The sequence below is a fragment of the uncultured Gemmiger sp. genome (assembly GCF_934561205.1).
Classification (GTDB): Bacteria; Bacillota; Clostridia; order Oscillospirales; family Ruminococcaceae; genus Gemmiger.
Map to the genome: position 1 here is coordinate 101,689 of NZ_CAKTFU010000006.1, position 20,701 is coordinate 122,389.

Genomic DNA, 20,701 nt, shown 5'->3' on the forward strand with positions numbered 1-20,701 from the left:
GTATAATCGCAGTGTTGGTTGTGCGATGTCCATTTTGGGCAAGCCAATTTTCTTGACGCCTCACGGTTGCCGCCGTGGGGCGTTTTTTTATTCCCGATAAAAGGTGTCCAGCTTTTGCAGCACGGGCAGGTATTGCCCGCAGATGTGGGCGGCCACATCGATGGCGGTCTGCTCGTCGTAAACGTGGGAGGTAATATTGCGGGAACGGATGACGGCATCCCAAACGTCGGCGTCCTGTATAACACCGGCGGCGTAGGCTTCCTTCAGCACAGCGCGGGGCGAAACCACCGCCAGCACGCTGCCCTGGTCCTCCAGATATTCCCGCAGGGACTTCCACGCCAACTCAACGGTGAATTCAAACCGCTGGATCAGCCCATCGCGGTACAGCGCATCGTCGGGATCACGGCTGTACACGGCGACTGCCTGCTCCAACTGGGCTACAGCGTGGTGGTAGTTTTCAATCTTTTGCAGCATACAAGGTCACTCCATCCTTTTCAATGTTTTGCAAAAATGCGGGGTTCATATCATTGCAGATGTGAACGATGTCCAATTTCAGTAGCGTGGGCAGCTCCTCGCAGTCCATCCAGAAGCGCCCGTGGTTTTGCTGCGGCATACCGTAAACGGCAAGGTCGATGTCGCTGTTTTCGCGGTTGTCCCCTCTTGCACGGGAACCGAACAATACCAGCCGCCGCGCACCGTATTGCTGTGCCAGTGCCGCCAGCTGCGTATATAGCTGTTGCATAGGATGCCCTTTCCTTTCTGACCCGGCGGGCGGGCTTGCTTTTGCACTTAAATGCAACTATGTACTTACTTTTGATGTTTTAGGCTTTTTGTCCGTTTAATCAGGTCAAGATATTCCGTTTCGGAGATTTTTATAATATTTTGTCCACCTGCGATTAGATTGTCGGCTGTTCCATTTTTCCGAGCCACTGCCCATTCCGGTAAATGTGAAATGTCCCCTACAACAAGATACACGGTCTTTGTGTTTACCCTTTCCCGCAGGTTAGCACCGACATCGGCGAGAAGCCCTTCCAAATATTCACGATCCTGAACGAAATCGCCGGTAAAGGCAAAGTTTATATCAAAAAGAGGTGACCAACTGAAGGTATCAGCGAGTTCCTGCTTTTGCGCCTTGCGTCGTTCTCTCTCTTGACGCCGGAATTCCACATTGTCGGTACTCAGCTTTTTGATACAGTATTGCAGTAGTTGGTAAGTTGTTTTGGCGTCATCAAGTGCGCGATGCTTATTACCGGAATCTAAACACAGGCGCATGGAGAGATTTTGTAGACTGTATGACTTATAGGAAATACAGCGTCGAGCAATATTCAGCGTATCAATATAGGGAAGTGTCGAGATTTCAGGGTGGGTGACTAACGCACGTGAAACAAAAGCCAAATCAAATCGAACATTATGACCAACAATGACCTGCCCTTTGATTCGGGCGGCGATTTCAGGAACCACATCCTCCAATGGGGGTGCCTTAAGCAGGGCTGCCTGTGTAATTCCATTTACGTTGGTAGAACTCTTAGGTACAGGAATCGTAGGCTGAATTAACGTTGTGTATTCCTCTACAATTTTCCCGTCTTTGATGGTAAGAATGCCAATCTCAATAAGCTGGTCTTTTTTGGGACTTAAGCCAGTAGTTTCTGTGTCTAATACAATGTAATCAGTTAGATTTTCAAGATCCTGCAAGGAGTCTGGATGAGGTACCAATATAGCAGGAAGATTATTTTTGGTGAGCGCGGACTGCAGCATTGACAGAACAGTCTGAAAAAAAGCCAAAATAAAAATATAGGCAATAAAAAAGGAAAAGAGAGAACAGACAATAATCAACCCAGTGGACGTATGGGATTGTACCCAAGATATGATTCCATATGAGGTTAGCAATCCGGCAATGGCAGCAGATATAATTTGGGTACCTGTACGGACGACTTTGTTATTCATAACTAAACTCCCCTACATTGTTTATATCCCCCGGCAGAAGCCGACGGCTTTGCCTTCGATGTGGACGGTGTTCATATCCTCGCCAATAAGGATGATGGAGCTGAACGCCGGGTTTTCGGCGCGCAGTTCCAGGTGGTCCGGGAACACAAAGACCCGCTTGAGGGTGGCTTCCTCCCCGATGCGGACGGCTGCCACTTCCCCGTTTTCTACTTCGGGCTGGGTGCGTATGGCGACGATATCGCCGTCTTTGATTTTGGGTTCCATACTGTCGCCCTTGCAGGTCAGGGCGAAATCCGCCCGCCACGCGGCGGGAATGCCGATGCGTGCCTCAATGTTTTGCTCGGCAAGGATGGGGGTGCCGCAGGCGATGGCACCGACCAGCGGCACGGTGGACATTTTCGGCAAAGGCTCGAACCCGGCGGGGATGGCGGGGGCGTTTTCTTTCCACCCCATAAGATAAGCGGGGGTAGTGTTAAGCGCGCTTGCGATGTTCTTCAGAACGTCCACAGGAACCTTCTCAATGTCCCCTTTTTCATATCTGTAAATAGTAGCCGGAGAGACGCCTACCTTTTCGGCAAGCCTTTCTGCGGACATAGCAATTTCTTTTCTTCGGATTTTAATTAAATCACCAGTAGTCATAATGCCACCTCCTATCACAATAATATAATGAAACTTGCAAAAATGCAATACTCACAGAAAAAATATTTGCAAAATTGCAAGGAAAGGTATTGACTTGCATTTATGCGAGTGGTATTATAATCATGAACTCGCAAATATGCAAGAATTGAGGTGAACGAAATGCCCAATAGCATGGATGTCCTTAAAGAAAAAATTGCCGCAGCGAATCTTACACAAGATTTGCTGGCGGCTAAAATCGGGATGAATCCTAGTACGTTGTATCGAAAAATAAAGAGCGGTGGTGCGGGCTTTACCGTTGGTGAAGTTCATCGCATTGTAGACGAACTACATCTTACCGATATCGAGGCACAGGACATTTTTTTGTCTTAAAACTCGCAATAATGCGAGTTTGCGTCACGCTACTCTCCCCCAAACGCAGCTTCGCAAGTATGAAATCAGCAAAGCCCGCCCCGGCGGGACAGAAAAGAGGTGAAGCGAATGTTTCCGAACCTGTGGGTTCAAATGAAAAGAAACCATTGCACCCTACAAACCCTGGCAGAGCGTATCGGCGTTTCTTACGCATCCCTGCGAAACAAAATGAGCGGGAGAAACCAGTTCACTCTGCGCGAGATGCGCGCCATCCAAAGGGTTTTTGCAGATTGCAGCTTAGATTACCTGTTTGCAGAGTGCAGCATAAAAGACTGAGCAGTGTGGTCGCACACACTGCTCATCTGGTAGAAACTATTTACTTTTTCTTGCCACTGGATTTGGTCTGAGAAAGCGCACTGCCGGCAACGCTCTTGGATTTGGGACTGTAACGGTTGTCTTTCAAAATCGAAGATGCCTTGCTTGCAACAGCCTTGCTGGTTTGCTTGGTGTTTGCCATGTAATACCCCCTTTCTGCTAAAAGTGTAGCTATAATAGCACAGAATTAGCACTTTGTCAAACTATTTGCTAAAGATAGATAACAATAAAAATAGACGAACAAACGAGTATTACGATTTGGTAACAAACAAGTGCCAAACAAAACAAAAGAACTATAAACAGGACTGCGCATCGGAAACTTGCAAAGCCCGCCCCGGCGGGAAAGAAAAGAGGTGAACAGAATGACACGAACCCAGATCATTTGGGGCGCTGCTTTAATCGGCGACGTGCTGATGGCGATTGTAAAACTCGCCGAATGGTACTTTGAGGGTGTTCCCGGCACGGGCGTATGGTACGCAATGATGTGGTTTATCTATGTGGGGTATTCCACAGGAATTGCTGCTCTTTGCACGTAGTGCTAGAAATGGCGTCCAGCTTGGCAATGATATCAGAAAGAAGGGCAATGTTCTCGGCAACGTCAAGTTCCAAGACTGCCCTTTCCAGTCTGATAATATCGCTGCGGATGTCGGCAGGTACGTATCGGCAAATCAAGCCGGAATGCAAGCCGAAATTCTCAAGGGATTTCTGCGTCGGGGACAGGATGCAAGCAGTTGCAGACTGGACGTATTCATCAAATACCGCCCGACGGTGCAAGGATTCTTCCTGCGCGTCCTCGTGCGCGTACTTCATCCGGCGCATTATGCAGCGGAAAATACCATTTATAACTGCAGTGAGAATTGGCGACAGAATGGCACAAACCGCAATTACGGTGGTTGCGTCGGCAAAGGTCAAAAAGTTTTGCACAGAGTTCATAAAATCACCCCCTTCCCTGCCTGAATTATAGCACCCGGCGGGACAGAAAATCAGTAGCTATAACAAACCTTAATGAAAGAGGAACCAAGCGGTGTAAGCATAACGGCTCCCTTGATAATAAGTACATCGATGATCTTGTCTTTAGCGCCTGAAGAATCCGAACCGAAGAATTCGCCTATCTTTGACTTCATCTCAATATACTGAGGAAATTGCTCAAAAGGTTCATAGACAGCATCCGATGCAATGACGGAAGAATAATTTATTTCAATCAAGCCGAATCGCGCCAAGGAACTTATTGAGGATGCTTGGAGATCGTAGTCGACAATAGCAGCATTTGCTAAAAATGTGTTAGGATAAAAAACTTCGTATTGATCGCTTTCAAGCATTAAGTGGTATTTAGCGATGGGTAGGGATTTGTTGTCCTTAAACAATGACAAATTTTGCGCGTCGAGAGGTGACATCTGCTCAATCATTCCAGAAAAAGACGGATGTGCGTCGCGCTGAAATCGAATGTCAGCAGCGTTGACCAGCAGATTTTGAAACATTTCGCTCAGCTGTGGTTCATCTATGCAGAACCTTGCCTTCTCGGCTGCTGACCCGACAATTTGCAATTTGGGAGCAACAAGATATTCCGTTGGTTTGGCGAGTAGTTTTTGGTTTAAGGATTCCTTGAAAAGTTTTAGCTCGCACTCATACACAGTGCGCATTTTTTCTGCTTGGAAGTGGATGTTGCCGGTTTTTAAGCTGATAAGGTCCCTTAGTAATAAACCGATTTCAGATGCACTGGGACTGAGGAGTTCTTTGGCGGGCTCATCGATACATTTGGGGATTGCGTTGATGTTTAGGGTAGTTTCTGGGGAGTTTTCGTTACTCAATTTTATCATTCCTTTCTTGGAGGCCATATGGAAAAATTGACCCTTGTGTTAAAAATACTCATTACCGAGCAAAAAGTCAAATTCTACGATGCAATTTGTAGGATTTGCGAAAAAATTGAACAGCGGCTTAGGCAGAATAACCAATAAAAAGAATCGAAGGAGGTACCCCATGACCAATATAGGATTTACGGCGCTGATCCGCAGCAAGGGCTTTAACAAGCAGCGTCTGGGTGAGGCAGCGGGGCTTTCGCCCACGCAGATTTCCAACCGCATCAGCGGCAACTGCCCGTGGACATGGAAGGAAGTCAGCGCTGTGTGCGTTGCGTTGGGAATCACCTATGATGAGTTTGCGGGGTGTTTCCCGGCGGGTGATGTTCGGCGCTCGGCTGCCAGACCCGCCGAGGAGGCAAGCCCTGACGAAAAAGCGGCACTGGACGCTATGCGCCAACTGCTGACCGTACTGAAAGGAGCATGATTATGACAGCAAAAAAAGAGACCGCCTCGGTACGGACATACCGAAACGGTCAAAAATGTGCGACTAACCAAAAGCACAGTTCTATTGTACACGATATCGCCCGATTTGGCAAGGGGCTTGCCAAGGTGACAGCTGTTTTTTCGCTGGTGCTGGCAATGAACGCCCTGACCGCCCTGGCGCAGGGGCAGCTGACCCCCGCGCTGCCGGTGCTGGCAGGTAGTATTCTGACCGCCAATGCCGCGCTGGGCGTGCTTTGCGTGGAGGTGAAGGAATGCTGACCGCCGAGGAAATCAAAAAGGAATTTGAACACTGCGACCCCGCGCGGGAGCGCGACCTGCTGGACACCCTGCGGGAGCTGGCGGAGCTGCCGGGCAACTACCGCAATAAGGCACGGCAGTTGTTCCGCGCCGCCGATGCGGGACGGCAGCTGTATATGGCAAGAATCAAAGCCGGCTTTGCCGATGAGGAATGAGGGAAACACCATGAACCATGATCACGCCTTGGATGTAGTCAACCATATGTACCGGCTGTGCCTTACGGCGGCCGACACCACCCCCGCCCGCGTGGGGCGGGATGCCCTGCGCACCTTGTGGCGCAACCACCTGAACTGCCACGGCGATCTGCTGCGGCTGCAGGAAAGCGTGGAGGGGCTGGCAAAGGTGCTGTGGAACGCGTGGGATTTCTTCAGCTTTGAAAGCTTTGAGGGCGTTTTGCAGGATACCACTTGGGACGCCCTGCAGCTGCACAATGAAACCGTAAACCTTGTGGCGCGGGACATTTTGCACGCCCAGTACGATGTTGCCTACGAGATGGCGGCCCTGTGCTTTTGCGGTGACGGCAAAAGCGCGGCGTGGGGGCTTGCCCGGGAAACGCTGGACGCCGCCCACGAGGCGGGCTGCAAGGTTGCCGACCTGCCCCTGCCCAGCGAGGTGAAGGCGGTGCTGGCGGATATGACGGAGGTACCCACCGCGCAGACCGTTGAGTGCTATGCGGCAGAGCTTTTGTACAAGGCAGCGCAGTACGGCACGGGCGGCGCGGCGCAGGTCAAGGCATTGGCGGCAGCGCTGAAACCAGCGATCGCCTGCGGCTGCCTTGTGGCGGCGCTGGAGGGCGAGGTGATGCCAAGTGACCCGGCAGCAGCTGATTGACGCCTTGGCGCCGCTGGTGCTGGCAGACCGCCGCACCGAGGCTGCCGAAAGACCCAGAAGCACGCCCTACTACTTTTTGAACATCAACCACCCCGTGCTGCGGCGGTATTACCTAGACTACCTTACCAAAATTGGCGAGGCAGCCCCGCCCGGCGATGAAACCCGCACCCGCTTTGAGCTGGCCATGCTGCACCCGGCAGCGCTGAACAGCCTGGCGGAACACTATAAAAGTCAAGGGAGAATGTAAAAAATGGAAGCAAACAACAACGCGTACATCGGAAGATGCGCCATATGCGGACAGACCCGCGTTACCCCACCAACCTGCGCCCATACCGAGGATGAAGCCGATGTCTGGGCTACCATGAATTGCAGCTGCAAGGAGGGAGAGGACGCCCGCCGTCAGATGACTGCCAAGAAACGAATTTCTGAGATGTTCCCGGAACTTGATGGTGCGCTGAAGGACCTGCTGTATGAAATTACAGAATATATGCGGCAAGAGCGTTTGGGAAATACCGCTTCCATCAAGCTGCCCGGTGATGTGATTGCAAAAATAAAGTCGGGTGCCAAATTTGTAAACATCAAACGAGTAGAGAAAAAAGAACAGACGCAGACCCTGTAACTCCCCCGCCCCGGCGGGGCTTAGGATGCGCGTACCGTTACCGGCAGGAGCTTCTTCCTTCCGCCTGCCGCCCGGATCAGCACCGGGGCGCATCACCATACAGTACATCAGGAGGCTTTGCCCATGAAACGCGAATGCTACCAATGCCCGGACAGGCATCCGGGCTGCCATGCTGACTGCCCGCGCCACGCTGCGGGACGCGCCGACAACGAGCGCCGCAAAGCGTATGACCGGCAGTTCCGATACATTGACAGTATGCCCCAGACCAAAACCGCCCAAAGCAAGACGCGGGCACCCCGGCGCACCGGCGGGGCGAAATAACGGTTTGCACTCAACTGCAAAAAAGAATGACCGCCGTCCCTTGTAGCAGAAAGGGCGGCGGTCATTCCGAACCAAATACGACTTACCTATTATAATACAGCCCGGTGCGGCAGTCAAGCGCGCTTCCAACGGTCCGAAAAAAGTGGGCCGTTGGGGCGGCTTGTATAGGAGTTATTTTTAGCATCATTCCCACCCGATAAGACAATCCCCCGCGGGGCAGCCTTGCCATAGCAGCTGCCTGCCGGGAAAACGGAGGACCTTATGCGAAGAACCAACCGACAGTACATCCGCGAACAGCGCACCCTGTGCGGCAAGAATTACGCCGAGGTGGATTTTTGCCGCATTACGGAAAAGGAACACAAGGCAAGCCCGCGCGCCAAGAAAAGGTTTGCCAGCAGCCTTGCCCAGCAGGGGCGCAACGCCGAACGCGCCCGCCGCGTGTTTGTGCAGATCCTGAACACAAACTTTGACGAGCAGGGCTTTGCGCTGGTGCTGACCTACGAGGACGCTTCCCTGCCCGAGGATGACGAACAGGCCTGGCGCGATGTGCGCAACTACCTGCAGCGCGTCCGCCGCTGGGTAACACGCCGCTGGGGCAAGCAGAAGATCAAGTGGGTGTGCGTGACCGAGCATCAGGCGGAAAACCCGGAGCTGGGCGTCAAAGAGGTGCGCTACCACCACCATATGGTTTTGCAGGTGGACGGGCTGAGCGCCGAACAGCGCGCCACGCTGCGCCAGACGCTGGAGGATCAGTGGCACGATGCCGAAGGCTATGCGCTTGGCACCGTGAACGCCGACCGCCTGCAGCCCGAGCACGACAGCTTGGAAGGGCTTGCCAAGTATATGCTGAAATACCCCAAACGGCACAAGCGCTGGCACGCCAGCCGCGGGCTGGAACGCCCTGCCTACCCCCAGCCGCGCGACACCCACTGGACGGCGCGCAAGCTGGCAGATGCCTGTACCTTGCGCGTGGACGATGCCGATTATTGGGAGGCCCTGTACCCCGGCTACCGCTTTTTGGAAGCCTGCCCCACCTACAACGAGGAACGGGGCGAATGGCGGCTGTACATAAAGCTGCGGAGAAAGCGCAGATAGATCGTTTTACCCGCCGCCCGGCGGATAAATAATAAAACCAAATACGAGGTGCATACGATGACAAACCAAGAAAGAATTGCGGCGGCCGTTGCCGCCCAGACCCAAAAACTGAAGCCCGGCAGTCGACTGCACTACATTGCCGAGGATATCCTGCTTTTTGCCGAGGGGCTGCCCGATGCCGCCGCCGGCATTGTGGCGGATGATCTGGAAGCCGGCACCCACACGCTGAAAACCTGCGAAAGGTGCATTGCCGACTATGCCGGCAAGCACAGGGACGGCAATGTGGGCGTATGCCCGCCCAAGGTGGTGCCGGAGCTGTTTCGGGAGCATTTCGGGCTGGGCGAGGTTGCCGACACCCCCGCGCCGATGCCGAAAAAGAAAATCAACATACTGGATATGCTGTAAGGGGGCGGTGGGATGATACCGGAAGAAAAATACCGGGGCATTTTGACCCAACAGCCCCCGGCGGATCTGCAGAGCTTTGCCGCCAGCCGTATGGCGCTGCGGGAATACCTGACCTATAAGTGCATCAGCCGCGCCGATGCCGACGCTTACAGCAATATGGTTTTGCCGCAAAATGATTTCCGCAGCGGGTCCTGCGCCAGAACCGTATACCTGTGGTGCAGCGCCTGCGATGAGGTGGGGCTTGCCGAGTACCTGCCCGCCTTCCCCGACCGCCATCACGGCGCAAGCGGTGTGCGGCTGTGGCGTGAGGGCGAGGTGGCGGAATACCGCGATGATGAAGGCATCACCTGCCCGATGTGCGGCGCCAAGGTGCAGCTTTGCAGCCGGGGCGGTATGCGATACGGGCGCAGTCAGGAGCTGTGGGTCACCGTGCCGAGCCTGCAAAACGGTATGCTGGCGCTGACCGAGTATTTTTGCCGCCGCACCGTTTGGGCGAGTGAAAGCGCGTGGAGCTTCGCCCCGGCGTGGTGCTATGTGGCGGATGGAAGAAAAATCGTAAAAATCAGCCGCTACCGGCGCGGTATGAGCGGGGCGCTGTACTGCTTGGGAGAATGGCAGCAGCAAAAACGTCTGTGCGATACGATGGGGCAGGTCACCCTGTATGACCGCGACCTACCCGACTTGGAGGGAACGAGCCTGGAAAACAGCCGCCTGTGGGAGTATGCCCGCAAGACATCGGCGGATTTTTTGCCGGTGAGTTATATCCGGCTGTACTGGCAGCATCCTAACGCGGAGAACCTGATTGCCAACGGCGCGGCGCGCCTTGTGGGCGAGGGACTGCGCACAGAGGGCAGTGCCGCAAGCTATTATAACGCCACGGCAGTATACACGACGCCCCGCCTTGGCTGGGTGGACTGGCAGCAGAACCGCCCCGCCCAGATGCTGGGGCTGACCAAGGATCAGCTGCGCACCGTGCTGCAGCTGGGCTGGAAGCTACGCGAGCTGAAGCTCTGGCACAGGGCGCGGCAGACGTACACCTTTGGCGAGGTGTGCGAGATGCTGCAGCTGGCAAGCGTCAACGAAATAGATGCCGCCCTTGCCCTGACGGAACACCCCTTGCGCCTGCTGCGGTACTGTAAGGCACAAAAGCGCGATGTGTATTTTTACAAGGATTACTGCCATATGGCGGAAGAAGCGGGCTTTGCGATGGACGATGCCGCGGTGCTTTGGCCCAAGGATCTGCAGACCGCCCACGACCGCGCTATGGCGGCAAGCCGATACGCCAAAACCGCCAAGTATGCCGAGGCGTTTGCCGCTATGACCTGGCGCTGCCGCGGGCTGAACTGGGTGCAGGGAGATATTTGCATCCGCGTTGCCGAAACGCCCGCCGAGCTGGTGGACGAGGGTGCGACCCTGCACCACTGCGTGGGCGGCTACGCCCGAGCGCACGCCGCAGGGAACATAATTTTGTTTATCCGCCACACCCGCCGCCCGGAGCGCAGCTGGTTCACCCTGAATGTGGACGTGAAAGCCAAGAAGATTTTGCAGAATCACGGTTACGGCAACGAGTTTGCCCACGGCAAGGTGCTACATATACCCCAGGCGGTGCAGGATTTTGTGAAGGACTGGAAAAAGCAGGTGCTGGACAACTGGCAGCTGCCGCCCGAAAAGAAACCCAACCCAAAAGCCCCGGCGGGACGTCCGGCGGCATAAAACGGAGGAAACGACCATGACATACGACACTGCGCAACTGACCTTTGTGGGGGCGTGCCGCACGCCCGAGGAAACCGCTGCCCTCTCCCTGCATTATGAGATTATGGCAGCCGCCCAGACTGCTGCCGCCGGGCTGTTGGAACTGGCGCGCAAGATCAAGCGGATGCGCGACACCGGCGGCTACAAGGCGCTGGGCTTTGACACGCTGGAGGCCTACACCGCCGCCACGATGGGTATGAAGCAGCGGCAGGCGTACAACTACATAGCCATTGCCGAAAAGCTGCCCGCCCAGCTGATTGAGCAAAACGCCGCGGCAGGTGTGACCAAGCTGGCACTGCTGGCACAGCTGAGCGGCGCGGAACAGCAGCAGATCACCGCCGAAACCGACCTTGCCGACACCACGGTGGCGGACCTGAAGCAGCAGATCAAGGAGCTGCAGGACAAGAACAGCGGCTATGCCCAGCAGTTGAGCCTTTTGCAGTCAAGTGCAGAGGATGACCGGGATAAGGCGCGCCGGGAGGGACAGGACACCGCCCGCGCCGAGCTGGAACAGGCAGTGAAGCGCCAGAAGCGGGCGGAAAAAGCCGCCGAGTCCGCCCAGGCGGCGCTGAAAACCGCCCGCGAGGAATTGGAAACCGAAAAGCGGCACCGCGCCGATGCCGTGCAGAAGGCAGTGACCGATGCAGAAGCCAAGCTGAAAGCCGAAGCCAAGCAGGCCGCCGAAAAAGAAAACGCCGCCAAGCTGGAAGCGCTGGCAGCCGAACAGGCCGCCGCCGAAAAACGGGCGGAACAGCTTGCCAAGCAGTTGGAGGTGACCGGCGACGAAGGCACCGTGCGGTTCAGTGTGCTGTTTGATGAGCTGCAATACACCGCCGGGCTGCTGGATGAGCTGGTGCGCGGGATGCCGCCCGCCAAGGCGGACAAGTTCCGCGCCGCGCTGCGCAAAGCCCTGCAGGCGCTGGCTGACCAGATGGAGGGCGGAGCATGATCCTGCTGAAAGCGCTGACCGCCGGCATCACGCTGGGGCTTGCCTGCGCCGGGGCGCTGATCGGCGCGTTTTCCATTGCCGTGCTGGTCAGCGCACTGGTCGCCGCGGCAGAGAAAATCGCACACTGGTTTTTGCGTAGAAAGTGAGCCGGCATTATGCCTGCACAAATACCCCGTTTGGCAAAAGGAGGAATGGAAAAATGAGTACGCCCCGCTATGATTGGTGGTCGTATGTGAAGGGTATGATCCGCAGATACCCGGAATTATGCGCCAAACAGACAGAATTGCGGCAGACACCGCTATCCATCGCCATGACCGGAATGCCGCATCAGCGGGGAAAGACCTCTGACCCAGTGGCGGATGCGGTTATGCGGGAATTGCCAAGTGTCAACCGCCGGGAGCTGGAAGCCGTGCAGAAAGCCATTGAGGAAACCCGTGCCTTGAGAAACGGGGCTGAGCGACTGGAGATGGTTCGACTGGTTTTTTGGGCAAGGACGCATACACTGGAAGGGGCGGCAATGAAGCTGCACTGGAGTGAACGAACGGTTGCTTCATGGCACAGAGAATTTATACGATGCGTAGCGAAATATTTTGGCTTTTTTTCGTGACATCGGCGTTGACTTTTCTGAATTGTGAGGTATAATATATTTGCAACTATATTTTAGTTGCAAATATATTATGTAAAGGGCGATTGCACTGGATTATGAGTAAAGTAGAAAATCTAATAGCGAAACTGTGTTCCACTCCTACACCCGCAGATTTTCGCTATTCGGATGTGAAAAAGATTATGGCATACTATGGCTATGTGGAAAGCAATAAAGGTGCCACATCTGGATCGCGAGTAAAATTCTATAGTCCTAAAACCGGTGCAATAATATCGTTGCATAAGCCCCATCCCGGCGACCAAATGGTACGAGGAGCAGTAAGAGATGTTGTGGAATTTCTGAGGAAACAGGGACACATTGAATGACATCACTTGCCGAAACAATGCAATAAAAAGGAGAATATGTTATGGGAAACGGTGTTTTGCGTTACAAAGGTTATTACGCAAAGCCTGCGTATGACCCAGAGGATCAAATCATCTATGGTAAAATCCTTGGAATTGATGATTTGGTTAATTTCTATTCGGAAACTGCCAAGGATGTTGAGGAGGAGTTTCACAAGGCAGTCGATGATTATATAGAATTTTGTAAGGAAATTGGAAAACCACCGCAAAAGGCTTACAGCGGAACATTTAATGTTCGTGTTTCGGAGGAATTGCATCGAGAGGCGTCGCTTTGTGCGCAGACGAAAGGGATGACCTTGAATTCTTATGTTGAGCAAGCCATCAAAATGTCGGTTGAACAAGAAGATATTGTTGACAAGGCATTTAAGACAGCAGCAATTATTGTTTCTGCCAACTTTAGTGGGTGGAACGCTCAGCCTAACGTGTGTTGTCAGAACGAAAATATCGACGTTATGGGTGCAGTAAACAAAGCATGGAAACCGGCTCTAGCAAATGCTGAAAAAGAAGCAAGACAGAGCAATCGGAGGAATTAGTTATGATCAAGGAAAAACTTACCGGTCGGGCAATGACAAATTTACAAAAGGTTGAACTGAACGAAGTTCCTTCTGAAGCTGGAAAACCAATACCGGGTGCGGAATTAAACTATATGGATCAAATCTCATGGGAAGTTTTTGCGAAAAAATTGCGTGTAAAACTGACGCGTACTGTGAAGTTTGAACCAGAAACATTGTTTTCAATTGTAGTGTCCTACTATGTGGATCACGAATTACAGGAAGAAAATTCCTTGGCGAATATTCCGATGGAAGATTTCAAGCAGGAAATATGTAATGATTTATCATATTATCTTTGCGAACAGGATGGTACTATGTCCAGAGTATCGCTAATTATCGCAAACTTGACATCATCCTTTGGTGGGTTACCAGTAGTACTGCCACCGTCTTTGCCAGAGGCAGAACAATTGCATTAAAAAGCCAAAAATCCATGCTATAATACTACCATCAAAAACCGTAAGGAACCAAACGTCCTTACGGTTTTTGTATTTATCCCCCACCCTTTCAGCCCGGAGAAGCTCACACATTTGTTTTTGTTTCTTCCGTCCGCGTGCTGAGGGGGTGGGTTTTATTTTACTGACCAGGGAGGGGTACGCATGAAAAACACCCCTGCCATAAACAATCCCCGCTATGCCAACGGCAATCTGCGCCGCAAACATCGCGCAAGGCTTAAGGCGATGGGCTGCGCGTGCGGTATCTGCCATGGACGCCTTGGTCCCATACACTATGACGAACCCAGCGATGCGGCGCATCCGCTGAGCTTTGTGGTGGATGAGATACGCCCTATCTCCAAATGGCAGCAGTTTGGTTACACGTCGGCGCGGGCAGCGGCTGAGGATTGGGACAACCTGCAGGCGGCGCATTACTACTGCAACGCCCAGAAAGGAAACAAAACCACAGAATTTGCGCTGAATAGCGGCAAAAGGCTGACAAAAGCGCCCAAAATCCACGACGGAAATTGGTGACCGCACCCACCCGGGGAGGTACCCCCACCCACCCGGACAGCGCTCCTGCTGCTGTCCAGCGCCGATTTACACACAGGGGATTTTTATGAAGATGGCAAGAGTGCGGGGCGGCAGGCTGGAGGAGCTGAAAGCCCTGAAGAAAGTGCTGGCGGCAGCCATCGATGGGTGCGATGACCCCAAAAGCCTGCCCCAGCTTGCAAAACAGTATCGGGACACCATCCGGGAAATTGAGGAAATAGAAGGGGCGGCAGACAATGGCGACGAAATCAAGGAAATCATCACGCAGCGAACTGCTGATGGGAAGCCAGGAGCCGTCCGAAAGAATCGTGCCTGATTACCGGACCAGCGATGGTCTGGATGCTGCCAGACTGGTACAGATCGGCGGCACCATGCTGGATCCCTGGCAGGCAGATATACTGGATGACTGGATGGGTCGTACCCCGGCGGGAAAATGGGCGGCACCCACGGCCGGCGGCAGCGTACCGCGACAAAACGGCAAGAGCCTGCTGATCCAGGCGCGCAGCGAGTCGGGTATGCTGATGTTCAACGAACAGGTCATCTACACCGCGCATCTTCAAAAAACGGCAACCGAAACGTTTGAGGAGATGCGCGATTTTTTTGAGGGTCCCAAGCTGCGCCGCCATGTGGCAGAGATCAAGACCGCCATCGGGCGCGAACAAATCATCCTGAAAAGCGGCGCCCGCATTAAGTTTCTGGCACGCACGCGCAACGGCGGACGCGGACAGCATGGGGATCTTTTGATTTTTGATGAGGCACAGGAGCTGGACGCGACCCAACAAGCATCCTTTCTGCCGGCGCTGTCGGCAAGTCTGAACCCGCAGACGCTGTATCTGGGAACGCCCCCGGATGAAAACGCCGTGGGGGTCGTGTTTCGGGGAATCCGCAGCGGTGCTATGGACGGCAAGACCAAGCGCACGGCGTGGTTTGAATTTTCCGTGCCGGAAATCGGTGATATTCATGACCAGACCCGTTGGGTTGCTGCCAATCCGGCCTTGGGACGGCGCATCCAGCTTTCGACCATCGAGGCGGAGGCCGAGCAGCTTCCGCCCGATACCTTTGCCAGAGAACGCTTGGGCTGGTGGAGTCCTGTGGCGACAGAACGAATTGACCTTGCACTGAACCGGCAAGCGTGGGAGCGCTGCGCCAGCGATGCAGAAAAGCCGGAGGGTAAAACTGCCTACGGCATCAAGTTTGCGGCGGATGGGTCGGCTGTCTGCCTGTGCGGGGCGGTTATTCCCAAGGACGGTCCGGCGCGCATCTCGCTGCTGGAGATGCAGCCTACCGGTCGGGGGCTGGGCTGGCTGGCAGATTGGCTGAACGAACGCTACGACCGCGCCGGCTGCGTTGTCATTGACGGGCGCAACGGTGTGGACGTGCTGGTGGAGCGCATCAAGGGAACGTGGAAGGCAAAAAACGCCGTTATTCGCCCGCGGGTAAATGATTTGATTGCCGCCGTAAGCGGGCTGACAGACCGTGTAAACGAGGGTACCCTGACGTGGTACCGACCGCAGGCGGTTTTGAATGAGAGCGCCGTGACCAGCACAAAGCGCCCCTTAGGCGGCGGTTACGGTTTCGGCGGCGAAAACAGCCTGCCCATCGAAGCCTGCGCACTGGCGTTGTGGGGCGCCAAAACCTGCAAGCGTGACCCCACGCGCAGGATGCGCATCGGATAAAGGAGAACCCTATGACACAACTGAATTTCGGCATTGTACCCGGTCTGAGCAAAACCGAGCAGATCTCCCTTTTGGCGCTGAGCGATGTGTTCAACGCCCATCAAAGCGGCAACCGCACAAAGGAGCGCTACTATGAGGGGCATATCACACTGAACGATGTGAATTTGGGCATTGCCCTGCCGCAGGGGTTAAAACGTCTGGAGGTCGGCTGCAGCTGGGGACAAAAAACGGTGGATGTACTGGCGGCAAGAAGTATGTTCGACGGCTTTATGGGGCGGGATAACGAAGCCCTGACCAAGCTGGTGGCGGACAACCGACTGATTGCCGAATATGCCAAGGCGTGCCGGGATGAGCTGAAATACGGCTGTGTGTTCGCCACCCTGTCTGCCGATGATGCCATCGGCTGCCGCATCCGTTTTCACAGCCCTGCTACCGCTGCCGCCCTGTGGAACGGCGACAAGGGGCGCATTGACTGCGGGCTGGCCATCATTGATACGGTGCCGGACGAACAGCTGAAGGATCGTTGGGTGCCGGGGCTTGTGAACCTGTACACCGATGAGGAGGTGGTGGTTCTGCGGCGGGCAGACGGCACATGGACAGCCGAACGGCATACCCACCGTATGGGACGCCCACTGATGGAGCCGATGATTTGGAACGCCACCAGCGACAAACCGTTTGGACGAAGCCGCCTGAAGAAATCCGTCCGCGCCCTGATCGATGATTATATCCGCACTGCTGCCAATGCCGCCGTGGCGTTGGAGTTTGACACGACACCCCAAAAATATCTGCTGGGCGTAACGGATGAGCAGTATGACGCGGTGGTTTCCAGCAAGTTCAAAACCTATATGGGCAGTCTGCTGGCAGCTACCAGCAACCCGGAAACCGGTGAAAACCCGGTTTTTGGGCAGTTGGCACAGGGAAGCCTGACACCCCATGTGGAAAAGATGCGGATGACCGCCACCCAATTTGCGGCAGCCACCGGCTTGACGGTGACCGATGTGGGCGTGGTGAATGACGCCAACCCAACATCGAGCGATGCCATTTTGGCACAGAGCCAGACACTGGTATTGATGGCACAGCAGCTTAATACCGGGAACGGTGATGCACTGCGGACCATCGCCCGGATGGCGCAGGCAGTTGCGCGCAGCGTGACCCTGCAGGAACTGACAGAGCAGGAAAGCGACATTGTGGCGCATTTTAAAAACCCTGCCATGCCGAGCGTGGCCGTGACAGCGGATGCCGCCATAAAAATTGCTTCCGCCAGACCGGAATTTTCCAGCACGGATACCTTTTTGGAGATGATCGGTTTTGATCAGGCGGACATCCTGCGCATCAAGGCGCAGGAACAGCGGGTGCGCGGGCAGCAGGTGCTGTTAGAGGTTGAAAATGAGAATATCGGAGAAAACATGGGAAGCGTACATCAAGCGGCTGGCGGGGCTGAATAAAAAAGCCGGGCAGCAAATGGCAGACTACATCGCTGCCCACGGTACCGATGATACGAAGGCACTGATTGCCTACGCGAACGCATTGGTAACCAAATACGGCGAGGGCAGCGCCGAGCTTGCCTGCCAGATGTATGATGCCATGGCGGAATTGCAGCACGCCGCTGTGCCGGCTGCTGTACCCGCAGAGCCTGCCGGGTACAGCGAGGTGGCACAGATGGTGCAAGCCACAAAGGCAAGCCCGCCGCAGCTGCAGCAGGGCGTGTGCAGGCTGGTGAAACAGGCAGGAGCCGATACGACCCTGCAAAATGCCCGGCGGGATCACGCCGAATTTGCGTGGATACCCCACGGGGACAGCTGCCCGTTTTGCATTATGCTTGCTTCCAACGGCTGGCAGAGAGCCAGTAAAGCGACAGGAAAGGGCGGACACGCCGAACACATTCATGCCAACTGTGACTGTGAGTTTGCGGTGCGGTTCAACAGCAGCGCCGATGTGGCGGGCTACGACCCGGAAAAGTACCTGCGCCGATATCGTGAGGCGGACGGCGACATCAATGCCATGCGCCGCATAGACTACGCCAAGAACCGTGAGCGCATCAACGCCCAGAAACGGGCGGCGTATGCGCTGCGGCAGAAGAACCGCGGAAAGAAAGTTGCCATTACAGACATTGCCATACAGAAAGTGCCGTTGGTTACTCCAAATGGAGTAGATGACCAAACGGCATTTTTTATACAGGAAACCCACAAGGAACTGCTGCAGTTTGCCCAGAAGCAGAACGACAGCAACGAGGTTGCTTGTCTGATCGATTTGACAACCAAAGAAAAACTGGATTTTGTAAAGGGTGACCAGGTTTCTGTCAGTGTAGAGGCAGATGCGGCATCGTACCACTGGTTGCGAAGCAAGCCCAAAAAAAGCATTATGTTGTGCCATAACCACCCGGGACAGAGCTATTTCTCGCTGCAAGACGTTGCAATGTTCTTGACGAACCCTCCAATACGAACAATGTCTATTGTGACAAATCAAGGTAAGGTTTGGACAATCACAAAAAACGAGAGATTCGACTTCGACAAAGCCTTTGCAGAATTGACAAAATATTGCGGTGCAACGGATACAAAATTGGATGGTGCTATTGACAGCTTTTTGAAAAACGGCTATACTTACGGTATAGAAAGGAGCTGATAGAATATGTTGGATGGCGAGGAGCTTTCTAGGGAGGAAGGTTTGGCCTATATCGAAAAAATGTTCGAGGAAGCAAAAAAGAGATATTCTGAATCGGCTCAAAACGATAGTGACAACTAATTAACAGACCCTTTTAACCACGATGCAAACGCACCGTGGTTTTTTTATGCCCACCTTCGGCCGCATGAAGCCGGGGCGGGCAATTTTTATACCCAAAATTTGCCCGGCACGGCGTAAAACTGTACAGCCAGAGCGGATGCGACCCGTGTCAACAAAGCGCAGGCAGAAAGGACTTTTATGAAACGTGAGGATGTAAAAGCAAAGATCCCCGGCATTACCGATGACCAGCTTGACTGGCTGATGGGCGAAAACGGCAGGGACGTCACCGCCGAAAAGACCAAAGCCGCCACGCTGCAGACAAAGGTCACCGAGCTGACCGGTCAGCTGAACACCGCCCAGGAAGGGCTGAAAGCCTTTGAGGGGGTGGATGTTGCGGACCTGAAGGGACAAATCACCCAGCTGCAGAACAAGCTGGCAGTTCAAGCGGATGATTTTGCCTTTGACAGCGCGCTGGATGGTGCCATCCGCGATGCCAAGGGCAGGGATGTACAAGCCATCCGCGGGATGCTGGATGTGCCGGCGCTGAAAGCCAGCAAGGACCGTACCGCCGATATTAAGGCAGCGGTAGAGGGACTTGCGAAGGAAAAGGCATGGGCGTTTGACGCTGCCGCAGCAGGCTATCCCAACGTAAAAGACGGCGGCGAACCCGCCAACAAACCCACCGGCTCCACCCGTGACCTGTTTGCGGCATGGGCGGGGCAGATGTTCCAGTAAAGGAGAGTTTAAGTATGTCTGTTATCGAAATGAATCGTTCCACTTCTATTTCCCTGCCGGGTGCGGTGTCCTCCGAAATCTGGCAGAAAACGCAGGAATCCAGCGCGGTTATGGGGCTGGCAAGAGCCATTCCCCTGCCCGGTCTTGGCGTAACCATCCCGGTGATTCTGGGTGACCCCGAAGCCAACTGGACGGGTGAAACCGCCAAGAGTCCCGTCAAGCGCGCCAAGCTGAGCAAAAAGACGATGATCCCCTACAACCTCAGCGTCATCGTGCCGTTCTCCAACGAGTTCAAGCGCGATCTGCCTACCCTGTACGATGCCATTGTGCAGCGTATGCCCGGCGCTCTGGCAAAAAAGTTTGACCAGACGGTTTTCGGCGGTGCGGAGGCACCCGGTGCCGACTTTGACACCCTGAAAGCCTGCACTGCGCAGGAGATCGGCACCAATGCGTACAGTGGTCTGGTGGCGGCAGACGCCGACGTTGCCGACCACGACGGCATTCTGAACGGATGGGCGCTGTCCCCCAAGGGCAAGGCGGTGCTGCTGAATGCGGTGGATGACACCAAGCGTCCGCTGTTTATCAACTCGGTTGCGGAGGGCGCAATTCCTATGGTTCTGGGGGCGCCGGTGCGCCAGAGCAAGGGCGCCTTTGTGGCAGGCACTCCCAATGTGGTCGGCTTCGGCGGTGACTGGACGCAGGCGGTGTACGGCACCGTGGAGGGTGTCAAGATCAGCCTTTCCGATCAGGCAACGCTGACCGATGGCGACACGACCATCAACCTGTTTGAGCAGGGTATGTTTGCCGTGCGTGCCGAAATTGCGGTGGGATTCCGCTGCGATACCGACAGCTTCAACAAGCTGACGAAAGCGTGAGCGCTATGGTAAAGATGATCCATGCGCTGACCGGGACGGTTATGTATGTGGACGAGAGGCGCTGCGAGGAGTACCTGACGGCAGGGCATCATCTGGCGGAAAAACCTGCGCCCGTGCAGGAAAAGGCAGAAGAACCCACGCCTGCGCAGGAAAAGGCGGAGGAACCCCCGCAGGCGGCACCCTCCCCTGCCGGCAAGCCTGCCCAGCCGGCAAAACCGGCGGCAAGGACTGCCGCAAAAAAGACGGCGCCTGCCAAAAAGCGCTGAGGAGGGCTGAC

General features: G+C 54.6%; 34 protein-coding genes. 28 read left to right on the top strand and 6 right to left on the bottom strand.

The features are described 5' to 3' along the window. Window positions 1-87: 87 nt before the first annotated feature. The 4 genes from Q0I19_RS05560 to Q0I19_RS05575 all read right to left on the bottom strand — a co-directional run bounded on the left by Q0I19_RS05560 (window position 88) and on the right by Q0I19_RS05575 (window position 2,583). Window positions 88-474, bottom strand: coding sequence for a nucleotidyltransferase substrate binding protein (locus tag Q0I19_RS05560; protein ID WP_294759219.1), 387 nt, complete (start codon window positions 472-474; stop codon window positions 88-90). Continuing rightward, entirely contained in the window at window positions 458-742 is a 285-nt protein-coding gene (locus tag Q0I19_RS05565; RefSeq protein WP_294759220.1) for a nucleotidyltransferase domain-containing protein, read from the bottom strand. Before Q0I19_RS05565 ends, Q0I19_RS05560 begins: the two co-directional genes overlap by 17 nt. Before the next feature lie 65 nt (window positions 743-807). After that, a complete protein-coding gene (locus Q0I19_RS05570) occupies window positions 808-1,944 on the bottom strand; it encodes an exonuclease domain-containing protein (protein WP_294759221.1) in 1,137 nt (378 codons plus the stop codon). A 21-nt stretch (window positions 1,945-1,965) separates the two neighbouring features. Then, window positions 1,966-2,583 (bottom strand): LexA family transcriptional regulator, encoded by a 618-nt coding sequence (locus Q0I19_RS05575; protein ID WP_294759223.1) that lies wholly within the window; start codon window positions 2,581-2,583, stop codon window positions 1,966-1,968. A 159-nt stretch (window positions 2,584-2,742) separates the two neighbouring features. On the opposite strand from Q0I19_RS05575, the gene Q0I19_RS05580 reads away from it, so the two are divergent. Together Q0I19_RS05580 and Q0I19_RS05585 are read left to right on the top strand one after the other, a co-directional pair. Continuing rightward, the gene (locus Q0I19_RS05580) at window positions 2,743-2,952 is read left to right on the top strand and encodes a helix-turn-helix transcriptional regulator (protein ID WP_294759225.1); all 210 of its coding nucleotides are present in this window, start codon (window positions 2,743-2,745) and stop codon (window positions 2,950-2,952) included. Between the two features lie 108 nt (window positions 2,953-3,060). Then, entirely contained in the window at window positions 3,061-3,267 is a 207-nt protein-coding gene (locus tag Q0I19_RS05585; protein WP_294759227.1) for a helix-turn-helix transcriptional regulator, read from the top strand. Between the two features lie 40 nt (window positions 3,268-3,307). On the opposite strand, the gene Q0I19_RS05590 is transcribed toward Q0I19_RS05585, so the two are convergent. Then, the gene (locus Q0I19_RS05590) at window positions 3,308-3,448 is read right to left on the bottom strand and encodes a hypothetical protein (RefSeq protein WP_294759228.1); all 141 of its coding nucleotides are present in this window, start codon (window positions 3,446-3,448) and stop codon (window positions 3,308-3,310) included. A 220-nt stretch (window positions 3,449-3,668) separates the two neighbouring features. On the opposite strand from Q0I19_RS05590, the gene Q0I19_RS05595 reads away from it, so the two are divergent. Together Q0I19_RS05595 and Q0I19_RS05600 are read left to right on the top strand one after the other, a co-directional pair. Further along, window positions 3,669-3,842, top strand: coding sequence for a hypothetical protein (locus tag Q0I19_RS05595; protein ID WP_294759230.1), 174 nt, complete (start codon window positions 3,669-3,671; stop codon window positions 3,840-3,842). Further along, entirely contained in the window at window positions 3,802-4,263 is a 462-nt protein-coding gene (locus Q0I19_RS05600; protein WP_294759231.1) for a hypothetical protein, read from the top strand. Before Q0I19_RS05595 ends, Q0I19_RS05600 begins: the two co-directional genes overlap by 41 nt. A gap of 26 nt (window positions 4,264-4,289) precedes the next feature. On the opposite strand, the gene Q0I19_RS05605 is transcribed toward Q0I19_RS05600, so the two are convergent. Continuing rightward, window positions 4,290-5,114, bottom strand: a complete 825-nt coding sequence (locus Q0I19_RS05605; protein ID WP_294759233.1) for a DUF4393 domain-containing protein — start codon at window positions 5,112-5,114, stop codon at window positions 4,290-4,292. 169 nt (window positions 5,115-5,283) lie between these two features. Here Q0I19_RS05605 and Q0I19_RS05610 point away from each other — a divergent pair, with 169 nt between their 5' ends. From Q0I19_RS05610 to Q0I19_RS05725, 24 genes are all read left to right on the top strand, one after another. Beyond that, window positions 5,284-5,589: a helix-turn-helix transcriptional regulator gene (locus tag Q0I19_RS05610; RefSeq protein WP_294759235.1), complete on the top strand. Its 306-nt coding sequence runs from the start codon at window positions 5,284-5,286 to the stop codon at window positions 5,587-5,589. Window positions 5,590-5,714: 125 nt separating this feature from the next. Beyond that, complete coding sequence (locus Q0I19_RS05615; protein WP_294759237.1) at window positions 5,715-5,867, top strand: hypothetical protein; 153 nt, start codon at window positions 5,715-5,717, stop codon at window positions 5,865-5,867. Further along, window positions 5,861-6,061 (top strand): hypothetical protein, encoded by a 201-nt coding sequence (locus Q0I19_RS05620; RefSeq protein ID WP_294759238.1) that lies wholly within the window; start codon window positions 5,861-5,863, stop codon window positions 6,059-6,061. The genes Q0I19_RS05615 and Q0I19_RS05620 overlap by 7 nt, the downstream gene beginning before the upstream one ends. Window positions 6,062-6,071: 10 nt before the next feature. Next, window positions 6,072-6,737: a hypothetical protein gene (locus Q0I19_RS05625; protein WP_294759240.1), complete on the top strand. Its 666-nt coding sequence runs from the start codon at window positions 6,072-6,074 to the stop codon at window positions 6,735-6,737. Further along, entirely contained in the window at window positions 6,715-6,984 is a 270-nt protein-coding gene (locus tag Q0I19_RS05630; protein ID WP_294759241.1) for a hypothetical protein, read from the top strand. The genes Q0I19_RS05625 and Q0I19_RS05630 overlap by 23 nt, the downstream gene beginning before the upstream one ends. A gap of 3 nt (window positions 6,985-6,987) precedes the next feature. Then, window positions 6,988-7,356: a hypothetical protein gene (locus Q0I19_RS05635; RefSeq protein ID WP_294759243.1), complete on the top strand. Its 369-nt coding sequence runs from the start codon at window positions 6,988-6,990 to the stop codon at window positions 7,354-7,356. A gap of 123 nt (window positions 7,357-7,479) precedes the next feature. Further along, window positions 7,480-7,677 carry a hypothetical protein gene (locus tag Q0I19_RS05640; RefSeq protein ID WP_294759245.1) on the top strand — a complete coding sequence of 66 codons (198 nt, stop codon included), beginning with the start codon at window positions 7,480-7,482 and terminating at the stop codon, window positions 7,675-7,677. A gap of 261 nt (window positions 7,678-7,938) precedes the next feature. Continuing rightward, window positions 7,939-8,772: a hypothetical protein gene (locus Q0I19_RS05645; RefSeq protein WP_294759247.1), complete on the top strand. Its 834-nt coding sequence runs from the start codon at window positions 7,939-7,941 to the stop codon at window positions 8,770-8,772. Between the two features lie 57 nt (window positions 8,773-8,829). Continuing rightward, window positions 8,830-9,177, top strand: coding sequence for a hypothetical protein (locus tag Q0I19_RS05650; RefSeq protein ID WP_294759248.1), 348 nt, complete (start codon window positions 8,830-8,832; stop codon window positions 9,175-9,177). A 12-nt stretch (window positions 9,178-9,189) separates the two neighbouring features. Next, a complete protein-coding gene (locus Q0I19_RS05655) occupies window positions 9,190-10,890 on the top strand; it encodes a PcfJ domain-containing protein (RefSeq protein WP_294759250.1) in 1,701 nt (566 codons plus the stop codon). 16 nt (window positions 10,891-10,906) lie between these two features. After that, window positions 10,907-11,878 (top strand): hypothetical protein, encoded by a 972-nt coding sequence (locus tag Q0I19_RS05660; protein WP_294759251.1) that lies wholly within the window; start codon window positions 10,907-10,909, stop codon window positions 11,876-11,878. After that, window positions 11,875-12,024, top strand: coding sequence for a hypothetical protein (locus Q0I19_RS05665; protein ID WP_294759252.1), 150 nt, complete (start codon window positions 11,875-11,877; stop codon window positions 12,022-12,024). The genes Q0I19_RS05660 and Q0I19_RS05665 overlap by 4 nt, the downstream gene beginning before the upstream one ends. A gap of 53 nt (window positions 12,025-12,077) precedes the next feature. Then, a complete protein-coding gene (locus Q0I19_RS05670) occupies window positions 12,078-12,485 on the top strand; it encodes a hypothetical protein (RefSeq protein WP_294759254.1) in 408 nt (135 codons plus the stop codon). A gap of 95 nt (window positions 12,486-12,580) precedes the next feature. Further along, entirely contained in the window at window positions 12,581-12,847 is a 267-nt protein-coding gene (locus tag Q0I19_RS05675) for a type II toxin-antitoxin system HicA family toxin (protein WP_294759256.1), read from the top strand. A 41-nt stretch (window positions 12,848-12,888) separates the two neighbouring features. Beyond that, window positions 12,889-13,416: a type II toxin-antitoxin system HicB family antitoxin gene (locus Q0I19_RS05680; protein WP_294759258.1), complete on the top strand. Its 528-nt coding sequence runs from the start codon at window positions 12,889-12,891 to the stop codon at window positions 13,414-13,416. Window positions 13,417-13,418: 2 nt separating this feature from the next. Then, complete coding sequence (locus Q0I19_RS05685; protein WP_294759260.1) at window positions 13,419-13,850, top strand: hypothetical protein; 432 nt, start codon at window positions 13,419-13,421, stop codon at window positions 13,848-13,850. 180 nt (window positions 13,851-14,030) lie between these two features. Next, a complete protein-coding gene (locus Q0I19_RS05690; protein ID WP_294759261.1) occupies window positions 14,031-14,399 on the top strand; it encodes an HNH endonuclease signature motif containing protein in 369 nt (122 codons plus the stop codon). 85 nt (window positions 14,400-14,484) lie between these two features. Further along, the gene (locus Q0I19_RS05695; RefSeq protein WP_294759263.1) at window positions 14,485-14,733 is read left to right on the top strand and encodes a hypothetical protein; all 249 of its coding nucleotides are present in this window, start codon (window positions 14,485-14,487) and stop codon (window positions 14,731-14,733) included. After that, window positions 14,726-16,093, top strand: a complete 1,368-nt coding sequence (locus tag Q0I19_RS05700; RefSeq protein ID WP_294759265.1) for a terminase family protein — start codon at window positions 14,726-14,728, stop codon at window positions 16,091-16,093. Before Q0I19_RS05695 ends, Q0I19_RS05700 begins: the two co-directional genes overlap by 8 nt. 11 nt (window positions 16,094-16,104) lie before the next feature. Next, window positions 16,105-17,538 carry a phage portal protein gene (locus tag Q0I19_RS05705; RefSeq protein ID WP_294759266.1) on the top strand — a complete coding sequence of 478 codons (1,434 nt, stop codon included), beginning with the start codon at window positions 16,105-16,107 and terminating at the stop codon, window positions 17,536-17,538. Continuing rightward, window positions 17,480-18,715 (top strand): hypothetical protein, encoded by a 1,236-nt coding sequence (locus Q0I19_RS05710; protein WP_294759268.1) that lies wholly within the window; start codon window positions 17,480-17,482, stop codon window positions 18,713-18,715. The genes Q0I19_RS05705 and Q0I19_RS05710 overlap by 59 nt, the downstream gene beginning before the upstream one ends. Window positions 18,716-19,012: 297 nt before the next feature. Then, on the top strand, window positions 19,013-19,549 hold the full coding sequence (locus Q0I19_RS05715) for a phage scaffolding protein (RefSeq protein WP_294759270.1): 537 nt from the start codon (window positions 19,013-19,015) through the stop codon (window positions 19,547-19,549). Window positions 19,550-19,563: 14 nt separating this feature from the next. Beyond that, complete coding sequence (locus tag Q0I19_RS05720) at window positions 19,564-20,424, top strand: phage major capsid protein (protein ID WP_294759272.1); 861 nt, start codon at window positions 19,564-19,566, stop codon at window positions 20,422-20,424. A gap of 5 nt (window positions 20,425-20,429) precedes the next feature. Beyond that, window positions 20,430-20,690, top strand: a complete 261-nt coding sequence (locus Q0I19_RS05725) for a hypothetical protein (protein WP_294759274.1) — start codon at window positions 20,430-20,432, stop codon at window positions 20,688-20,690. Window positions 20,691-20,701 lie beyond the last annotated feature (11 nt).